17 protein-coding genes and 1 pseudogene are annotated in these 15,054 nt (G+C 43.1%); 4 read left to right on the top strand and 14 right to left on the bottom strand.

The window, feature by feature from the left end:
• Window positions 1-132: 132 nt before the first annotated feature.
• The 8 genes and pseudogenes from O9334_RS00090 to O9334_RS00055 all read right to left on the bottom strand — a co-directional run bounded on the left by O9334_RS00090 (window position 133) and on the right by O9334_RS00055 (window position 5,716).
• Entirely contained in the window at window positions 133-561 is a 429-nt protein-coding gene (locus O9334_RS00090) for an HNH endonuclease (RefSeq protein ID WP_045359288.1), read from the bottom strand.
• Window positions 558-944 (bottom strand): hypothetical protein, encoded by a 387-nt coding sequence (locus O9334_RS00085; protein WP_045359286.1) that lies wholly within the window; start codon window positions 942-944, stop codon window positions 558-560. Before O9334_RS00085 ends, O9334_RS00090 begins: the two co-directional genes overlap by 4 nt.
• A gap of 160 nt (window positions 945-1,104) precedes the next feature.
• Window positions 1,105-1,446 (bottom strand): XisI protein, encoded by a 342-nt coding sequence (locus tag O9334_RS00080; protein WP_002793145.1) that lies wholly within the window; start codon window positions 1,444-1,446, stop codon window positions 1,105-1,107.
• Window positions 1,434-1,619 (bottom strand): annotated as a pseudogene (locus O9334_RS00075) (element excision factor XisH family protein); the annotation flags it as partial. The pseudogene O9334_RS00075 and the gene O9334_RS00080, both read right to left, overlap by 13 nt.
• Before the next feature lie 11 nt (window positions 1,620-1,630).
• On the bottom strand, window positions 1,631-1,813 hold the full coding sequence (locus O9334_RS00070) for a hypothetical protein (protein WP_072024829.1): 183 nt from the start codon (window positions 1,811-1,813) through the stop codon (window positions 1,631-1,633).
• 243 nt (window positions 1,814-2,056) lie between these two features.
• The gene (locus tag O9334_RS00065) at window positions 2,057-3,262 is read right to left on the bottom strand and encodes an argininosuccinate synthase (RefSeq protein WP_008197419.1); all 1,206 of its coding nucleotides are present in this window, start codon (window positions 3,260-3,262) and stop codon (window positions 2,057-2,059) included.
• A gap of 162 nt (window positions 3,263-3,424) precedes the next feature.
• On the bottom strand, window positions 3,425-5,416 hold the full coding sequence (locus tag O9334_RS00060) for a DICT sensory domain-containing protein (protein WP_190380162.1): 1,992 nt from the start codon (window positions 5,414-5,416) through the stop codon (window positions 3,425-3,427).
• A gap of 165 nt (window positions 5,417-5,581) precedes the next feature.
• Window positions 5,582-5,716 carry a hypothetical protein gene (locus O9334_RS00055; protein WP_002736350.1) on the bottom strand — a complete coding sequence of 45 codons (135 nt, stop codon included), beginning with the start codon at window positions 5,714-5,716 and terminating at the stop codon, window positions 5,582-5,584.
• Window positions 5,717-5,798: 82 nt separating this feature from the next.
• Here O9334_RS00055 and O9334_RS00050 point away from each other — a divergent pair, with 82 nt between their 5' ends.
• Window positions 5,799-6,737, top strand: a complete 939-nt coding sequence (locus O9334_RS00050; RefSeq protein WP_190380163.1) for an SGNH/GDSL hydrolase family protein — start codon at window positions 5,799-5,801, stop codon at window positions 6,735-6,737.
• A 135-nt stretch (window positions 6,738-6,872) separates the two neighbouring features.
• On the opposite strand, the gene O9334_RS00045 is transcribed toward O9334_RS00050, so the two are convergent.
• Both O9334_RS00045 and O9334_RS00040 read right to left on the bottom strand, forming a co-directional pair.
• A complete protein-coding gene (locus O9334_RS00045; protein WP_287998192.1) occupies window positions 6,873-8,000 on the bottom strand; it encodes a 5-(carboxyamino)imidazole ribonucleotide synthase in 1,128 nt (375 codons plus the stop codon).
• Window positions 7,997-8,506 carry a pentapeptide repeat-containing protein gene (locus O9334_RS00040; RefSeq protein WP_045359278.1) on the bottom strand — a complete coding sequence of 170 codons (510 nt, stop codon included), beginning with the start codon at window positions 8,504-8,506 and terminating at the stop codon, window positions 7,997-7,999. The genes O9334_RS00045 and O9334_RS00040 overlap by 4 nt, the downstream gene beginning before the upstream one ends.
• Before the next feature lie 270 nt (window positions 8,507-8,776).
• On the opposite strand from O9334_RS00040, the gene O9334_RS00035 reads away from it, so the two are divergent.
• On the top strand, window positions 8,777-9,640 hold the full coding sequence (locus tag O9334_RS00035; RefSeq protein ID WP_045359277.1) for a branched-chain amino acid ABC transporter permease: 864 nt from the start codon (window positions 8,777-8,779) through the stop codon (window positions 9,638-9,640).
• Between the two features lie 138 nt (window positions 9,641-9,778).
• Here the strand turns inward: O9334_RS00035 and O9334_RS00030 are convergent, their stop codons facing one another.
• Both O9334_RS00030 and O9334_RS00025 read right to left on the bottom strand, forming a co-directional pair.
• Window positions 9,779-10,162: a DUF4346 domain-containing protein gene (locus tag O9334_RS00030; RefSeq protein WP_045359276.1), complete on the bottom strand. Its 384-nt coding sequence runs from the start codon at window positions 10,160-10,162 to the stop codon at window positions 9,779-9,781.
• 560 nt (window positions 10,163-10,722) lie between these two features.
• A complete protein-coding gene (locus O9334_RS00025) occupies window positions 10,723-11,664 on the bottom strand; it encodes a hypothetical protein (RefSeq protein ID WP_045359274.1) in 942 nt (313 codons plus the stop codon).
• Between the two features lie 90 nt (window positions 11,665-11,754).
• Here O9334_RS00025 and O9334_RS00020 point away from each other — a divergent pair, with 90 nt between their 5' ends.
• Window positions 11,755-12,576, top strand: coding sequence for a sulfotransferase family protein (locus O9334_RS00020; protein WP_045359273.1), 822 nt, complete (start codon window positions 11,755-11,757; stop codon window positions 12,574-12,576).
• Window positions 12,577-12,672: 96 nt separating this feature from the next.
• On the opposite strand, the gene O9334_RS00015 is transcribed toward O9334_RS00020, so the two are convergent.
• A complete protein-coding gene (locus O9334_RS00015) occupies window positions 12,673-12,873 on the bottom strand; it encodes a hypothetical protein (RefSeq protein WP_002769558.1) in 201 nt (66 codons plus the stop codon).
• A gap of 163 nt (window positions 12,874-13,036) precedes the next feature.
• On the opposite strand from O9334_RS00015, the gene O9334_RS00010 reads away from it, so the two are divergent.
• Window positions 13,037-13,927: an alpha/beta fold hydrolase gene (locus O9334_RS00010; RefSeq protein WP_045359269.1), complete on the top strand. Its 891-nt coding sequence runs from the start codon at window positions 13,037-13,039 to the stop codon at window positions 13,925-13,927.
• Window positions 13,928-13,933: 6 nt separating this feature from the next.
• Here O9334_RS00010 and O9334_RS00005 read toward each other — a convergent pair whose 3' ends face one another.
• Entirely contained in the window at window positions 13,934-14,764 is an 831-nt protein-coding gene (locus O9334_RS00005; protein ID WP_045359267.1) for a hypothetical protein, read from the bottom strand.
• Window positions 14,765-15,054: the final 290 nt, after the last annotated feature.

The following is a 15,054-nucleotide window of genomic DNA, read 5'->3' as shown; positions in this document are numbered from 1 at the left end:
AAGATAGTTTTGGGTTATATAAATATTTTTGACTGGTTGCAAGGTTATAGCTTGGAATGCAGATAAGCGAGGTTCTACCTCTACTTATTTCGTTGACCGAAATGATCAAAATGAACTGCTTTGGTTTTGAAGTTAAATTTTAGGGGGATGCCATCCTGCTAAGATCCATTGTTGTCTAACTGTGGTGGCAATCAAATTATTGAGTTTTAATGCCATAACCGTTGCACGTCCACAAGGGGTTTTTCCTAAAATTTGTGTTCCCTCTTGACTCCATTGAAAATGTTCTGACCATATTTGTTTTCTTGGATTAAAAAGGGGAACAATTTGCTCAGTTTCTGGGTCTTTTGCTTCGGTTTGTCTGCCCTTATAGCCATTGCATAAACGACAAGCTAACCAGAGATTATGTTCATCATCGCTTCCCCCTTTAGCTTTAGGAATGATATGTTCAATCTCCAGCAATCCTAACACATATTTTTGTAAACTTAAACAATACCCACAGCGATTGTTAGCTTGTTGGCGAATTTTATCTTTAATATAGTCGGGAATAGGGCTAGGATTCATGCTTCTAAGGGTGAAATTAATCCTCTTTTAACCGCTTCATTTAATCCTTGAGACTTCTTTAACAAGTTTATTTGATAAATTTGCATCAATGACCAAAGTTCCCTATTTTCAAAGGTTGATAAATCCCTCTCTTGTTGTTGATTGAGCAACTCGCTTAATCTTTGATCCTGTTCTGATGCCATTTGTAATTGAGTTAATTTGATAATTTCTTCATCTGATAATGAATTTAGGGATGAGATTTTTTCGCCTTGATAATTGGGACTAATAGAAAAAGCGATCGCTTCTACTAATATATCATTAAGATCACGGTTAATTGAATGGGCTAAGGATTGAGCTAGATTAAAAATCTCATCAGGTAGGGTTAAAGTAATTGAAATGGCCATAAGCCTTTTTTATGTGGGGTTATAGAGATATTATGATTATAGCTCAAATTCTTGTTACCCATAAGGATAAACTGGTTCAAAAGTAACAGAATAGCTCATTTAAGGTTCTATCCCATATCTTTTATAAACCTCAGATTTCCAGGCAAGATTTACCGATAACTTAACTCACAGCAAACCCAGTTAACTTACGAGTTTCCAGATCATAAAAGGCTAAAACTATATCTTCTTTAGAAATACCCTCCCTTAATAATTCCGTAGCGATACCTTCCTCTGTCCAATCCTCCTCAATATAAATCTTCTCATTTTTAATCCTAATATGGACTTGAATATTCCTGATTTTTTTCTTGCCTTCCCAACCCATAAAAAGCCAAAAATACTGATCATGTATCTCGTCAAAAACCAGACAACTTTCTTGATCTAAATTAGCAGAACCAGAAACCCATTCGTGATATTCTGTTAATACTTTTTTAATGGCATTGCGATATTTTTCTAGTCTATCCATTGTAAAATTTTCTCCTTTTCCATCTCAACAACCAGCAAAAGTAATTGATTTATTTTCACAATAGCCTGAATTGATTCTCGTTGGAAAAAATTTTCATAAATGCTGTCTTTAATGGCTAGATAAATTTGATATTCTGGTTCGGTAAGACTGATTAAATTTCGATATAAAATATATTGTCCTAAAGCTAGGGACTTATACTAAATCTGGTTATTAAAGACTGATTATTTATTCCCCTTTTTGCATGAGTGCATGAGTAGAAAACGGGTTTCTCCGAGAAACCCGTTTTCTGTGCGTTACTCAACGGATTTAGTATTAAAAAGCTTTTGATTTCCACAACAATTTTACGTCCATTTCTTTGAGCATCCAAAGGTTTTTCGGCTGCTAAATCAGCAAAAATTCAGCATCTTTATATTTAATTTTATAAGGGCGCTGATACCCCCTTCCCCCATAGTAGGGTTAATTCATGAATTAACCCTACCTTGGGGATTGATTCATGAATCAACCCTACCTTGATAAGGATGTTGATCCCCCCTTCCCCCCTTGATAAGGGGGGCGTTGATCGCTGGGGGGATCTGAATTAAAACCCACTTACTTAGGGGAGAATTGTTGATTACTTCCCTCTAGTTTTTTCGGCCCAAACTTTGCTGGGTAATCCCCAAACATAGATGAAACCTTCGGCAGCTTTATGATCAAATTGATCCTCGGCTCCGTAGGTAGCTAAATCGGGAGAATAGATGGAATTGACTGACTGACGACCGACCACTTTAGCGTTACCTTTAAACAGTTTCACTCGCACCGATCCCGTTACCTGTTCTTGGGTTTTGAGGATAAAAGCATCGATCGCTTCCTTTAAGGGACTGTACCACAATCCTTTATAAATTAACTGTCCGTAGGTCTCTTCAATTCCCCGTTTATATTGGGTAACATCTCCAGTTAAAGTCAAACTTTCTAAGTCCCGGTGAGCATCAATTAAAACTAATAAAGCCGGGGCCTCGTAAATTTCTCGGGATTTAATTCCCACTACCCGGTTTTCGATCATATCTAACCGACCAACACCGTGTTTACCCACTAGGTCATTTAATTGACTAATGAGCGTGACGGGAGCGAGATTTTCTCCGTTTAAACTGACAGGAATCCCCTGATTAAAACCGATATCGACGTATTCCGGCTCATTGGGAGTATCGGCGATCGCTTTGGTCATTAAATAGATTTCTTCCGGGGGTTCCGTCATCGGATCTTCCAAGGGACCTGCTTCAATACTGCGGCCCAACAGGTTACGATCGATACTAAAAGGCGAGGATTTTTTCACGGGAGACTCGATCCCGAATTTTTCCCCGTAGGCGATGGTTTCTTCCCGGCTCATGCCCCATTCCCGGGCGGGAGCGAGAACTTTTAAACTAGGATTGAGGGCCATAATGCCCACATCAAAACGCACTTGATCGTTACCTTTGCCGGTGCAACCGTGAGCGACGGCATCGGCCCCGTATTTCTCGGCGGCCTCTACTAATAATTTAGCGATTAAAGGACGAGCCAGGGCGGTAGAAAGGGGATAACGATTTTCGTAGAGAGCATTAGCTTGAATTGAGGGAAAAGCGTATTCTTTGACGAATTCTTCTTGAGCATTGACCACTAAGGATTCGATCGCTCCGCAGCGCAGGGCCTTTTCTTGAATCGGTCCTAACTCGTCTCCCTGTCCTAAATCGGCGGCTAGGGTAATCACTTCTTCTACTCCCCATTCCTGTTTGAGATAGGGAATACAGACGGAAGTATCGACTCCTCCGGAATAAGCTAAAACCACTCTCTTGGCGCGTCCCATAATTTTTTCACCTAAAAACGACTAATTGATTACTCTTTTAAGTTTATTATATATCCTGGGGATTTGATGCTTCTTTTTTAATGCTTTTTTGTTTAGTTTTTGATGAAGAAAAGGAATAGGAAGTCACGAGTAAAGAGCAAAAACTAAACGGGCAACCAGCCGCTATTTACGTTTACTAGCCGGACGACGGGAGGATTTTTTCGGAGCGGTATTTTTGGGATTATCGTTAGTTTTATCTTTAAATATTGGAATAGTAAAATGAAACTGACTGCCGTGATTTTTGCCCCTAGATTCTGCCCAAATTTCGCCGCCCCAACCATTGACAATCTGACGACAGATAGCCAGTCCTAAACCGGTTCCCCCGGCACTGCGTCGCAGGGCCCCCTCCTCTTGGTAAAAGCGATCAAAAACCTGTTCTAAACGATTGGGTTCGATCCCGCGTCCAGTGTCAGAAATGGTTACTTCTAGAGTTTTTGGTTTTCCCGAAGCGACTTCGATCGAGACATTTCCCTCCCGTCCGGTAAACTTACAGGCATTATCGAGAAGTTTGGAGAGTAATTCCACTAACCACTCGCCATCGGCTAAAACAAAGGGCAGATTAGGGGGGACAAGATTGATAATTTTTGGGTTTTCGTTGTCGAGATTGCAGGAGTGAACGTGACTGATGGCTAATTCCACACATTCCGATAAAGATAAAGCTTCGGGATTCCAATTAACCCGGCCACTTTCTAACCTGGACAGAGTTAAAAAATCTTGGATTAATTTACGCATTCGTTCCGCATCTTTCAGGGCAGTATCAAGCATAATTTGGCGCATTTCCGCCGGCATATCCGGTTCCGAGGCCAAACTTTCTAGACAGACTTGAATGGTGGAGAGGGGGGTGCGTAATTCGTGGCCGGTAATGGCGACTAAATTAGAACGAGTGCGATCGAGGGCGGCTAATTGTTCGTTTAAATCCTGTAAATTAGCGTAGGCTTCTGCTTGAATGAGGGCGACTCCGATTTGAGTGGCCACCGCGTCCACCAGGGCGACATCCTCGCTTTTCCAAGTGGTGGTATAGGGTCCACAGTGATGCAGTTCCAACATTCCCAAGAGACGACTTTGGTAAAAAATCGGCACTAATAACCAGGAATAGATGGAACATTCCCGCACGAGATTTTGAATGGAATCGCCGGGGAGACGGGGATCGTGAATAGCGTCTTCAATTTTCAGGGATTCTCTCAATTCCAGCGCTTCCTGAAAAAGAGGATTATTTTTCAGAGGCCATTTTTGTCCTTTGATGGAACTAATGCCGGAGTTTAAAAATTCGTGTTCGATGGTGGCGTTAATGTCGGCTTCCTTACAACGATAGACCACGCAGCGACAGACTCCCAATCCCTGTCCCAATTTCTGCACTGCCACCTGGAGGATATCTTCCGGATCGAGGGAACGACGGATCGCCGCCATCACCGAGTTGATCAGTCTTTCCTTGTGTTCTTTCGATGCCAAGGAACGATTGGCTTTCAGCAGTTTATACTGTCCCGCTTGCAAATAAGTGACCAATCGCTGGACAAAGGGATCCGGTTCCTCTTGATGATCCCTGTCCGTCAATTCACAGATCAGGTATTCTTCTTGGGCGCACCTAATTTTCTCCGCCAGTTCGGGACGATAATCGAGAATATGATTTAAAAGAATTTGGGCCGCCTGTTGACTTACATGGCGATCGCTCGTCCAAATCCCCTCAAAACGGCGATTATTATCCATAGCTGCCCTATTTTCCCCTTCGGCTACCAGATGGGTTCGCTCCCGACAGATTAAACAACTAGCATAATGGCGACCGATAACCACTAGATGCCATTCTTGGGCTAAACTGTCCTCCGGTTGAAAAGCGATCGTCTCGTAAACGTCGGAACTATGCTTAAAATCGGTTTCTGGGGCCGACAAAACATAAACTTGCCCGCTTTTGTGGGCAATGCGTCGATAGCGATGGGCCTCTTGACGATAAAAGCGCTCACGCTGAAAACTGGCAATCACTAATGGTTGATCGTCTTCCGCTAAAACCTGATCCTCCATGGCGTGGGATAGCGCGGTCAGGGATACTTTGAAGTACATCTGCGATCGCCATTGGGGGAGTAACTGCAACAGTTCTGTTAAAACAGAAGTTGATCTGCTCATCGATGATCTGTTTCGAGTCGAGTGTGACTAGCAAGCGCAATAGAGGGAACTAGCAATTTCTCCCTTGACCCTATCCTACAGGCTCAAGGGGACAAGAGGTGAGATCGTGATGGCAAGAAACTTAAACTGAGTGATGCCAAAAGTGAGCGAAATTAATCTAGTTAACTAGATGTAGGCGACTTTCATTGCCCAAAGGATCAGAGCAATAATACTACCGATAACGATAATCGACGATATCGCCACTACTGCCGGTTTATCGGCTCCCTCGAATTTCATAATGCCACGATTTAAGTCTGACATTGCCCTTAACTCCTTTTCATGAGATGGATGTGGAAAGTATGAGACACTTTAGGATCATAAATTAGCGAACTCTCATCTATCCGTGTTATTAGAAATTGGTATCATTCGGCTGTCTTTAATCATTCTAGGCGTTCTTTTCGCCCTTGGCCTTCTCCTTGAGGCTATTTTAAGAATTGTCTTCGGGTTCGGTAATCCGCTTATTTACAAAGCTGATGCCGAAATTGGCTATCTTTTGGCTCCTAATCAACAAACGCGCCGGTTTTCCAATTTTATCGCCGTTAATCAGTATTCGATGCGGAGCGATCCGATTACACCCCAACGGCCTCCGGAGACGACGAGAATCATGTTAATCGGTGATTCGATCGCTAATGGCTCCTGGTGGACGGATCAAAAAGAGACCATTGCTGCTTTAATCACCAAAAATTTAGGACAAAATCTGACGGGTTCAGTGCAAGTTCTCAATGCTTCCGCTAATTCTTGGGGACCGCGCAATCAATTGGCCTATCTAAGACGTTTCGGCACCTTTGAATCCCAGGTGATTGTGTTATTAATGAACACTGATGATCTGTTCGCTTTAGCTCCTAGTTCGGCGGTGGTGGGACGAGAAATTAATTATCCCGCTCGCCGGCCGGCTTTAGCTTTAATCGAATTATACGATCGATATTTTAAGCGTTATCCTCCCCTGCCACCAGTGCGAGAAGGAGGCGATCGAGTGGGCAATAATTTAACCGCTCTTGCCCAAATTCAAGCCCTTGCTCAGGCTAATCAAGCCCGTTTAATTATCGCTATTACCCCCCTCATTCGCGAAGCTCAAAAACAGGGGCGAGATTATGAATTAAAAGCCCGTCAAAGACTAGCGGATTTCACCAGCAACCAGCAGATTTTTTATCTAGATTTTCTGCCCATTTTTCAAGCTCATCCTACTCCTGATTCCCTCTATCGCGATAATATTCATCTCAGCCGAGACGGTAACGAGTTAATCAGTCAAAAACTGACCGAGGCAATCAAAAAGGTCTTTTAATTAGGGTTTACTGAATCAGTTATCAGTTATCAGTTATCAGTTCACTGTTTACTGATTACTGTTCACTGATTACTGTTTACTGAAAATACTCCCCACTCCCCAATTGATAATTGATAATTCATAATTCATAATTCCCTAACAACCATACCAAAGCTTTTCTATCTGCTTTGCTAGGGCCAATAACTCAGAGCGATCGCTTGTATCCCTTAAGAGGGTGACATGGCCTAATTTTCGACCGGGACGGGATTTTTTACCATACCAAAAAACGTGAGCGTCTGGAATTGCCGCTAAAATTGCTCGTTTTTCCCCATAATCGCCGTCACTATCCTCAAAACCCAATAAATTAACCATGACTGCCCCAGCAGATTTTAAATCCGTGGCTCCGAGGGGCAAATTAGCCACTGCTTGCAGTTGTAGGGCAAATTGGGAGGTAAGACAGGCAGAGAGGCTGTAATGACCCGAATTATGGGTACGGGGAGCGATTTCATTAATCAATACCTCTCCCTGAGAAGTGACAAATAACTCAATCCCGAAAACACCCACCGCCGACAAACTACTTAACAGATGATGGGCGATAGGTTCGGTTTGAGCTTGTAAAGATTGGTTAAGAGCGGCGGGAGCGATTACCCAGTGACAGACTTGCTCCTCTTGATAGGTTTCCACCACGGGATAGGTGACGATTTCCCCGGTTAATCCCCTAGCGGCAACGATGGCTAATTCGCGCTCGTAGGGAATATAAGCTTCTAACATCAAGTCAAGACGCTCTAATTGCGGCTTTTTGGCGTTTAATTCTTCAGGAGTGCGGATAATAAAGGTTCCTTGACCATCATAACCGTGTCGTCGCGCTTTCAGCACCAGCGGAAAAGGATAATTTTCTAATTGGGATAAATTATCTATCGCCCAAAAATCAGGCACAGGCAACCCTAGGGAGCGTAAATAACATCTTTGCTCGTATTTATCCAATAGGGGGCGCAGATTTGCCAAACTAGGATAGAATTTCACTCCTGTGGCCGCTAATTCTTCTAGGGCATCTAAATCAACAAACTCATTTTCAAACGTGATCAGATCACAATGTTGAGCTAGTTTTTTTGTGCCTTCCACGTCAGCTATTTCCGCGAAGACAACCCCGTCAGCTAAAGCAACGGCGGGATCGTCGGGGTGTGGTGTTTGTACAATCAGAGAAATGCCTAATTTCTTGGCTTCCTGTGCCATCATCCATGCTAATTGTCCACCACCAATAACACCAACCCTTGTTTGCATCATTGATCACATCCTAAAGATTCCGGGGTAGAGACGCCGGTTTTTGAGTTGACACCCTCGGCTCTTTCACAGAGATTTTTGATTTGTTGAGCGTCAAGCACTGCAAAACTAAAATCAGCACCGTTGATGTTTACTCCCTCGAAAATGGTACGCAGCATGATCGCTTCGGCAAAAATAGCATCGCTTAAATCGGAATTTTTAAAGGTACTCAGATAGGCTAACCCATTGGTTAAGTCCGCTCCATGAAAGTTGCCTTCGATGATAGAGGCTCCGTTAAACACTGCCCCGCGCAAATCGGCAGAACTAAAGTTAGAATCTTGCAGATTAACGTTAGTAAATTGGGCAGATTGCAAATTTTGTCCCGAAAAATCCTTTCCTGTCAGATTCTGGTTTTCATAACTGGCATTGGCTCCTGTGACAGCAGCAGAACTGGCTGCTAAGGCATTGACAGGAGATAGGATAAATAGTATGGCAAAAAAAGCGATCGCTAGTCGAAAGATAGTCTTCATTGGCGGAAAATTCCATCAGTGGGCATTCTTGATTTTATAGCAGTAAGCCATCCGCCGTCAGCTTTTCGCCGGCTGCGAGAAATTGCTGGCACACAAACCTTTATAATAGCTGTCTAAGCTTATACTGCCATGCAATTTGGTCTAAACAAAAATATTTAAGCAAAGGGCCCTCAGCTTTCAGCTAAATAAAGTAAAAGACAAAAGTTAATTCATTTTCTCTCTCCTGACTTCTATTTCTAAGGACAATTTCTGATTTATACAAGAGGTTTGATGGATACACCGCAACTTTTATTCAATGGTTTAGCCGTCGGCAGTATTATTGCTCTGGCTGCTGTTGGGTTAACCCTTACCTGTGGCATTTTGCGTCTGTCTAATTTTGCCCACGGCGATTTTATGACTTTGGGCGCTTACATAACTTGGCTGGTAAATGCACAAGGGATTAATCTCTGGTTAGCGATGCTGGTGGGGGCAGCGGTGACAGCTATTGCCATGCTCGTTGCCGAGAGATTATTATGGAAACCTATGCGCGATCGACGGGCTGATTCTACCACTTTAATTATTATTTCGATCGGTTTGGCTTTATTTCTTCGCAATGGTATTTTAATGATCTGGGGCGGCAGTAATCAACGCTACGATCTGCCTGTGATGACCGCTACAGAAATTTTTGGGATTAAAGTAGCTTTCGATCGCTTGTTAGTCATTGGTTTGGCAATTATAGTTATTATTGCCCTCCATTTGTTATTGCAAAAAACTAAGATCGGTAAGGCGATGCGCGCCGTAGCTGACAGCACCGATTTAGCTAGAGTAACCGGAATTAACGTCGAATGGGTTGTCTTCTGGACATGGATAATTACGGGAGTTTTAACTGCTTTAGCCGGAGGGATGTTCGGGTTAATTACCGGGGGAGTACGTCCCAATATGGGCTGGTTTTTAATCTTACCCATGTTTGCGTCCGTTATTTTAGGTGGTATTGGTAATCCCTACGGAGCGATTGCTGGGGCTTTAATTATTGGTGTTGCCCAAGAAATTAGTGTTCCCTTAATTGGTTCTGATTATAAATTAGCCGTGGCTTTATTAATTATGATATTGCTGTTATTATTCCGTCCCCAAGGTTTATTTAAAGGCACGGTTTAACAGTTATCAGTTATCAGTTATCAGTTATCAGTTATCAGATGTAAGTTTTAAGTTATTTATTTATCTTCATCTTTATCCCTGTTTACTGTTTACTGGACGGCTACGCCGTGCCTTTGGCAACACTGAAAAGCCCAATCTTTAATCCTGAATATATTCTTCCCCGGTGATTAAAGCGTATTCAGCGCGGGTGAATTCTCGACCTAAATAAGCAGCATGATCGAACATAGTAATCGGACAAGGTTGGGTTTCTTCGATCACTTTGACGGCTAATTCTTTGGCAGTCCTGGCGGTGTAAATAGTCTCAGGATTGCGATCAAGTTTTTGCCTAGCACCGATAACTTTTCCCGTTTCTGGATCGACGGCTAAACCTTTTTCGTTGATAATATTGCTGTAATGTTTGGCACAGATTAACCCAGCTTCTCGGTCTAGATAAATAATAAAATATCCTGCGGGATCGAGAGCGATTGGACGTTTGGAAAGTTGATGATCAATAGCTGTGATTTGGGATTTTAATTCGCTCATTTTCTTGACAAAATCACTTAAATATGTAGATGAAAGCAAGAGCAGATTATATCACATCCCCTCAACCTTAGCCTAGAACATTTTATATATCTAGAGTTGTTTCAGATAGATGAGGTACAAGAGCAAGATGGTGCGAACCAATTACGAAAATCTTGCTCCGAGACTTACTGAAAAGCCTCTTCTCAAGCTTCATCTAGCTCTCGATAAGTTCTCAGTTTTAATTTTCTTAAGATAAATTTGATTGGGTGCATCTCATTTTTGTCAATCTACTAAGTTGGGGATTTTTCAAGGGAAACTCTCCGCTAAAATTGGGTGTTATTTCCGATTTTATCACTCAATCCAAAGCTTTAGTGGGTTCTACCCCCCAAACCCCGGAGCGCCTTAGGTTAACTGTGAGATGCTTACAGATGATTGTTGATATTTTTGTACCAATTTAAGAGTCACTGATAATTGCTGATTGTCGGTATTTCTGCACCGGTGCGATGAAATCTAAACTGCGATCGCCTCATCAACAATCTCTAAGTAGTGCCTCACCTCAAATCTAGAGAACTAACGCTTTCTTAATACCATAATTCCGAGATTAGGTCATAATAACCAGCTTGTTGGGGTGGGTAAATACCCGCTTCGATTTTTTCGATAATACTAGGCCAAGCTTGCCTAAAAGCAGCAGAGCGCTCGTTGGGGTGCAAAGTCCAACCCTTGGGATTGGTGAGAGTGGCGCGATAATAGTTGCTTTGTTCTAGGGAGCGAGAAACCATAATTTCCCAAGAGTCAAGTTTTCCTTTCCCGGTCAAAATATTGCCCCAAGCTTTTAAACCATCGGGTAGATTATCGAGAAAGGTATTTTTATAAGAGCGCCAGAGGGGGGTCATCGGTAAAAGGCGATCGTAGCGACGACAATTAAGTAAATAGGCACGACTACCGAAAAATTTAAATTGATAGAATCCGTCGGGATTTTTCGTGCAAGGATGGGGAGAATCAATCGTACCATCGGGCCGCGGCGGACCGGACAAAGGACGCACAAACATCATTTCTGGATGGGTTTCCATTAACTCGATCCCTTCGCGGATCCAACTGTAATCCGGTTCTTGGTAGAGCATCATGTCACTGTCATAATGGACCATATAATCACTGCGACATGCCTCGATTTTGAAGATCGAGCCGAAAATCGGATAACCTTTGTAGTTATGGGTGGAACGGAGGGGACTGCCGAAATGCTTTTGATAGATACGCTGACGATAGCTGGGATCGTAGTTAAAATCCACTAGGCGATCGATTATGCCATCTTGAACTAATTTTTCACCACAGGCTCTTAACTCCTCCATTGTACCCAGTCCGGGGCGATTAACCTTTTCCCCGCTTAGAGGGGCCGTATCAATAGCGAGTACCTTTTCCTGGAAGGGAAACTGACTCATTTTGACTAGATGGGGAATAGTGTTCATCATAAACCAGACATCGGTTCGCGCCGTAAAAAACCAGAGCGAACAACTTGGCAATCCCATTTTGTATAAACCTCACTTTTGTTTGGGTCTTAAATGGGATACATTATAGGGGAATCTTAGCGACAAGTTGACACAATTCCTGATTAACCTATGACTATAGCCCTCGATCGCTTACCCCAATCTTGGCAGGGTTTAACCCATCGTTTAACTTATAAGTATTTTCAGGTACGCATTGATACACCCAAAGACCCCTATAAAATTCTCTTTCGTCCCCAACCCTATCAGGTTTTATTTATTCTTAGCCACATGCGATCGGGTTCGTCTTTATTGACCCATATCCTCAATTCTAATCCTGAAATTATCGGTTTTGGCGAAACTCATCTGGTTTATGAGAGTGAACAGGATTTTAAAACTTTAATGTTTCAACTCTACTGGCGTTTGAAAGATTTAAACATGAATCATAAATATATTTTAGATAAAGTTCTTCACGATCAGAAGTTTTTAGACCATAGTTTTTTGCAATCTGATGCGGTTAAGACCATATTTTTACTACGAGAACCACAGCGCACTTTAGCCAGTATTTTAGATATTAAACCCCATCAAAACGAGCAGCACGCTCTGGGTTATTATACCAGTCGTTTAGCCACCTTAGAAAGTTATGCTCGCTTAATTAACAGCCAAGAAAAGAGTTTATTTATCACCCACGATCAAGTATTAAACCAAAGTCAATTGGTCTTTAATAGTTTACAGAGTCATCTCGATACTAAAACGGGATTTTCTGAAGAATATCGAGTTTTAAAAACCACTGGCAGCCGTGGTATAGGAGATTCTTCCGAGAATATCAAAGCGGGTAAAATTATTAAACAAGCCAGAAAATTAGATATAAAAATTTCCGACGATGTTTTAACCCAAGCCCAAAAAGCCTACGATCAATGCTACGAAACCCTCAGCCATTATTGTCATTGTATCTAGGCTGAATTGGGGATTAGCAATAGCCTTGATTCTCTCCTCCGAGTGCTAAGAAAATCCCCCTAACTCAACTCTAAGTTGAGCTTTTAGCCAGTCAGATTAGCCTTCAATATTAGCAATTGTAAAGCCCATCTGACACTCGTAGAGATTGGGCTGTTGGCTGCCCCCTTTGCCCAAGGAGTGACCACAGCCTAGTTTACCCTCTCGCCACCGGGGTTGCCCCTGCTGGTTGGCTAAAAGACAGCCCTGACAGACAGAACCCGGATCGAGAATGTGTTCGTCGGTTAAAATCACTAACATGACGTTCACCCCCATTGATCTCCGATCATTTTTGTCTCTATTGTAAGGGGTTTTTTCTGAGATGTAGTGGCGCGCTATACAGTCCTTCCCCTTTCCTAGCCGTCACTTAACCTGACGGTATATATTAAGAAAAGCAACAAATACTTTACAGATAAACAAAAGTATGCAGCAAATTCTAGGATTAGAGACACAAGCAAAAATCTGGCATTGGCGGGGATTCAAAATCACCTATCAAAGTGCGGGGGAGACAGGACCTGCGATCGTGCTTGTGCATGGATTTGGGGCATCTTGGGGACATTGGCGGAAAAATATCCCCGTTTTAGGCGAAAAATGTCGCTGTTTTGCCCTAGATTTAATTGGTTTTGGCGGTTCCGACAAACCCGAACCAAAAAACCAGATCGATTACACTTTCGAGACTTGGGGGGCGCAAATTGCCGATTTTTGTCGGGAAGTGGTGGGTGGTCCTGCTTTTTTGGCGGGTAATTCCATCGGTTGTGTGGCTATTATGCAGGCTGCCGTCGATCATCCCGATTTTGTCCTTGGGGTGGCGGCGATTAATTGTTCCCTCCGACTACTGCACGAAAGAAAACGGGGGAAATTACCCTGGTATCGTCGTTTCGGCGCAGATATTGCCCAAATAATTCTTAAAAATAAAGCAATTGGCGCTTTTTTCTTCCAACAGATTGCGAAACCCCAGACAGTGCGTAAAATTCTCCTGCAAGCTTATCGGCGCTCGGAAGCGGTAACGGAGGAATTAGTAGAAATAATCTTAAAACCCGCCAGAGATCAGGGAGCGATCGAGGTTTTCCTCGCTTTTACCGGTTATTCTGGCGGACCACTGCCGGAAGACCTACTGCCGATTCTCCCCTGTCCGGCTATTCTGCTTTGGGGTAGTGAGGACCCCTGGGAACCCTTGTCCTTGGGCCAAGAATTAGCACGATTCCCGACAGTAAAACAGTTTATCCCCTTAGCCGGTTTAGGCCACTGTCCCCAGGATGAAGCCCCAGAAATAGTTAATCCGATTTTATTAGACTTCCTGCAAGCTCCTATCTAAGTCCCTCTAGTAACCAGAAGGCCGGGCATTAATGGGTTGTTGAATGGTGAAGCCTTGGTTAGTGCTTTGAGGGGGAACTTGATTGGGGGTGCCATTATTGTTAGGTGGCATTCCCTGATTAGGATAACCAGTGACATTAGGTTGATTGCCGTAGACGGGGGCCTGATATACGGGGGGTTGATAATAGTTGGATTGGTTGCTAGAGCCAGGGACCGGGTTAGGGTTGGTATTATTCTGGGAGGGTAGGGGCGGAACATTTTGTTGATAAGGGGAATAATTTCCCTGGGGGTTGACTTGATTCGGGTTGCCCCCGGGGTTGAGATTAGGAGAATTATTCGAGTTAGCAGTCCGCAAGCGATTTTCGATTTCCCTTTGTAAAGGATAATTGCTATTGTTGCCACTAATCGGTTGCACTTGAATCGGTTGCAGACTTTTACTAGCCTTCGGTACTGGATTTGGCTTAGTCTGCGGCATTAACGGGGCGAATAAAGAGGGTTCCTGGTTGTTATTGGGATTAGTATTTAAAGGATCAAAAGTCCCCGTCGAGGAAGGTTTCCTCAGAGGAGCGGTATTATTATCGACAGAAATGGCCGGCAGTGGTACAGCAATGGGGGGAAGAGCATCGGTAATCTGGTCAGCCCGGATTTCCCGTTCCTCCAAGGACATTCCTGGGGTATCTAATACCGAACCCAACCATTGAGGATTCTGTTGATATACCCAGAAAGCCATGAGAGCCAAGGAAAATATTCCTAACGGTAGCCAAAATAAAGGTTGGGCAAAGGGTTTTAATCCTGCCAAGAAATAGCGCATGGAAGAAGAATCTTTATAGCCACTCATACTGCTTCACTCTCTATAGGTTCTCCCCTATGCTATCAAATCAGTGATCAGTTATCAGTGATCAGTGATCAGTTATCAGTGATCAGTTATCAGTTATCAGTTATCAGTTATCAGGAGTCAGGAGTCGGTCGTCAGGAGATTATTTTTATTTAGGGTTTGCTTAATAAATCTAAAAACCTTGTTGGATAATATCTTTAGGCTTTTTTGAAATCAAAAAGTGCCAGATATGGGAGGGATCGGGGGGGAGAATTAGGCACTTTTTCCCTGAAACTTAGGTAATTGACCACCTG

Source organism: Microcystis sp. LE19-8.1F, from assembly GCF_027531715.1.
GTDB classification, from domain to species: domain Bacteria; phylum Cyanobacteriota; class Cyanobacteriia; order Cyanobacteriales; family Microcystaceae; genus Microcystis; species Microcystis wesenbergii_A.
This window is presented reverse-complemented; position numbering and strand designations above follow the sequence as displayed.

Bases quoted from the DNA above. Each gene is read 5' to 3' on its own strand.
- O9334_RS00090 (WP_045359288.1), bottom strand. From the start codon at position 561: ATGAATCCTAGCCCTATTCCCGACTATATTAAAGATAAAATTCGCCAA.
- O9334_RS00085 (WP_045359286.1), bottom strand. From the start codon at position 944: ATGGCCATTTCAATTACTTTAACCCTACCTGATGAGATTTTTAATCTA.
- O9334_RS00080 (WP_002793145.1), bottom strand. From the start codon at position 1,446: ATGGATAGACTAGAAAAATATCGCAATGCCATTAAAAAAGTATTAACA.
- O9334_RS00065 (WP_008197419.1), bottom strand. From the start codon at position 3,262: ATGGGACGCGCCAAGAGAGTGGTTTTAGCTTATTCCGGAGGAGTCGAT.
- O9334_RS00060 (WP_190380162.1), bottom strand. From the start codon at position 5,416: ATGAGCAGATCAACTTCTGTTTTAACAGAACTGTTGCAGTTACTCCCC.
- O9334_RS00055 (WP_002736350.1), bottom strand. From the start codon at position 5,716: ATGTCAGACTTAAATCGTGGCATTATGAAATTCGAGGGAGCCGATAAA.
- O9334_RS00045 (WP_287998192.1), bottom strand. From the start codon at position 8,000: ATGATGCAAACAAGGGTTGGTGTTATTGGTGGTGGACAATTAGCATGG.
- O9334_RS00040 (WP_045359278.1), bottom strand. From the start codon at position 8,506: ATGAAGACTATCTTTCGACTAGCGATCGCTTTTTTTGCCATACTATTT.
- O9334_RS00035 (WP_045359277.1), top strand. From the start codon at position 8,777: ATGGATACACCGCAACTTTTATTCAATGGTTTAGCCGTCGGCAGTATT.
- O9334_RS00030 (WP_045359276.1), bottom strand. From the start codon at position 10,162: ATGAGCGAATTAAAATCCCAAATCACAGCTATTGATCATCAACTTTCC.
- O9334_RS00025 (WP_045359274.1), bottom strand. From the start codon at position 11,664: ATGGGATTGCCAAGTTGTTCGCTCTGGTTTTTTACGGCGCGAACCGAT.
- O9334_RS00020 (WP_045359273.1), top strand. From the start codon at position 11,755: ATGACTATAGCCCTCGATCGCTTACCCCAATCTTGGCAGGGTTTAACC.
- O9334_RS00015 (WP_002769558.1), bottom strand. From the start codon at position 12,873: ATGTTAGTGATTTTAACCGACGAACACATTCTCGATCCGGGTTCTGTC.
- O9334_RS00010 (WP_045359269.1), top strand. From the start codon at position 13,037: ATGCAGCAAATTCTAGGATTAGAGACACAAGCAAAAATCTGGCATTGG.
- O9334_RS00005 (WP_045359267.1), bottom strand. From the start codon at position 14,764: ATGAGTGGCTATAAAGATTCTTCTTCCATGCGCTATTTCTTGGCAGGA.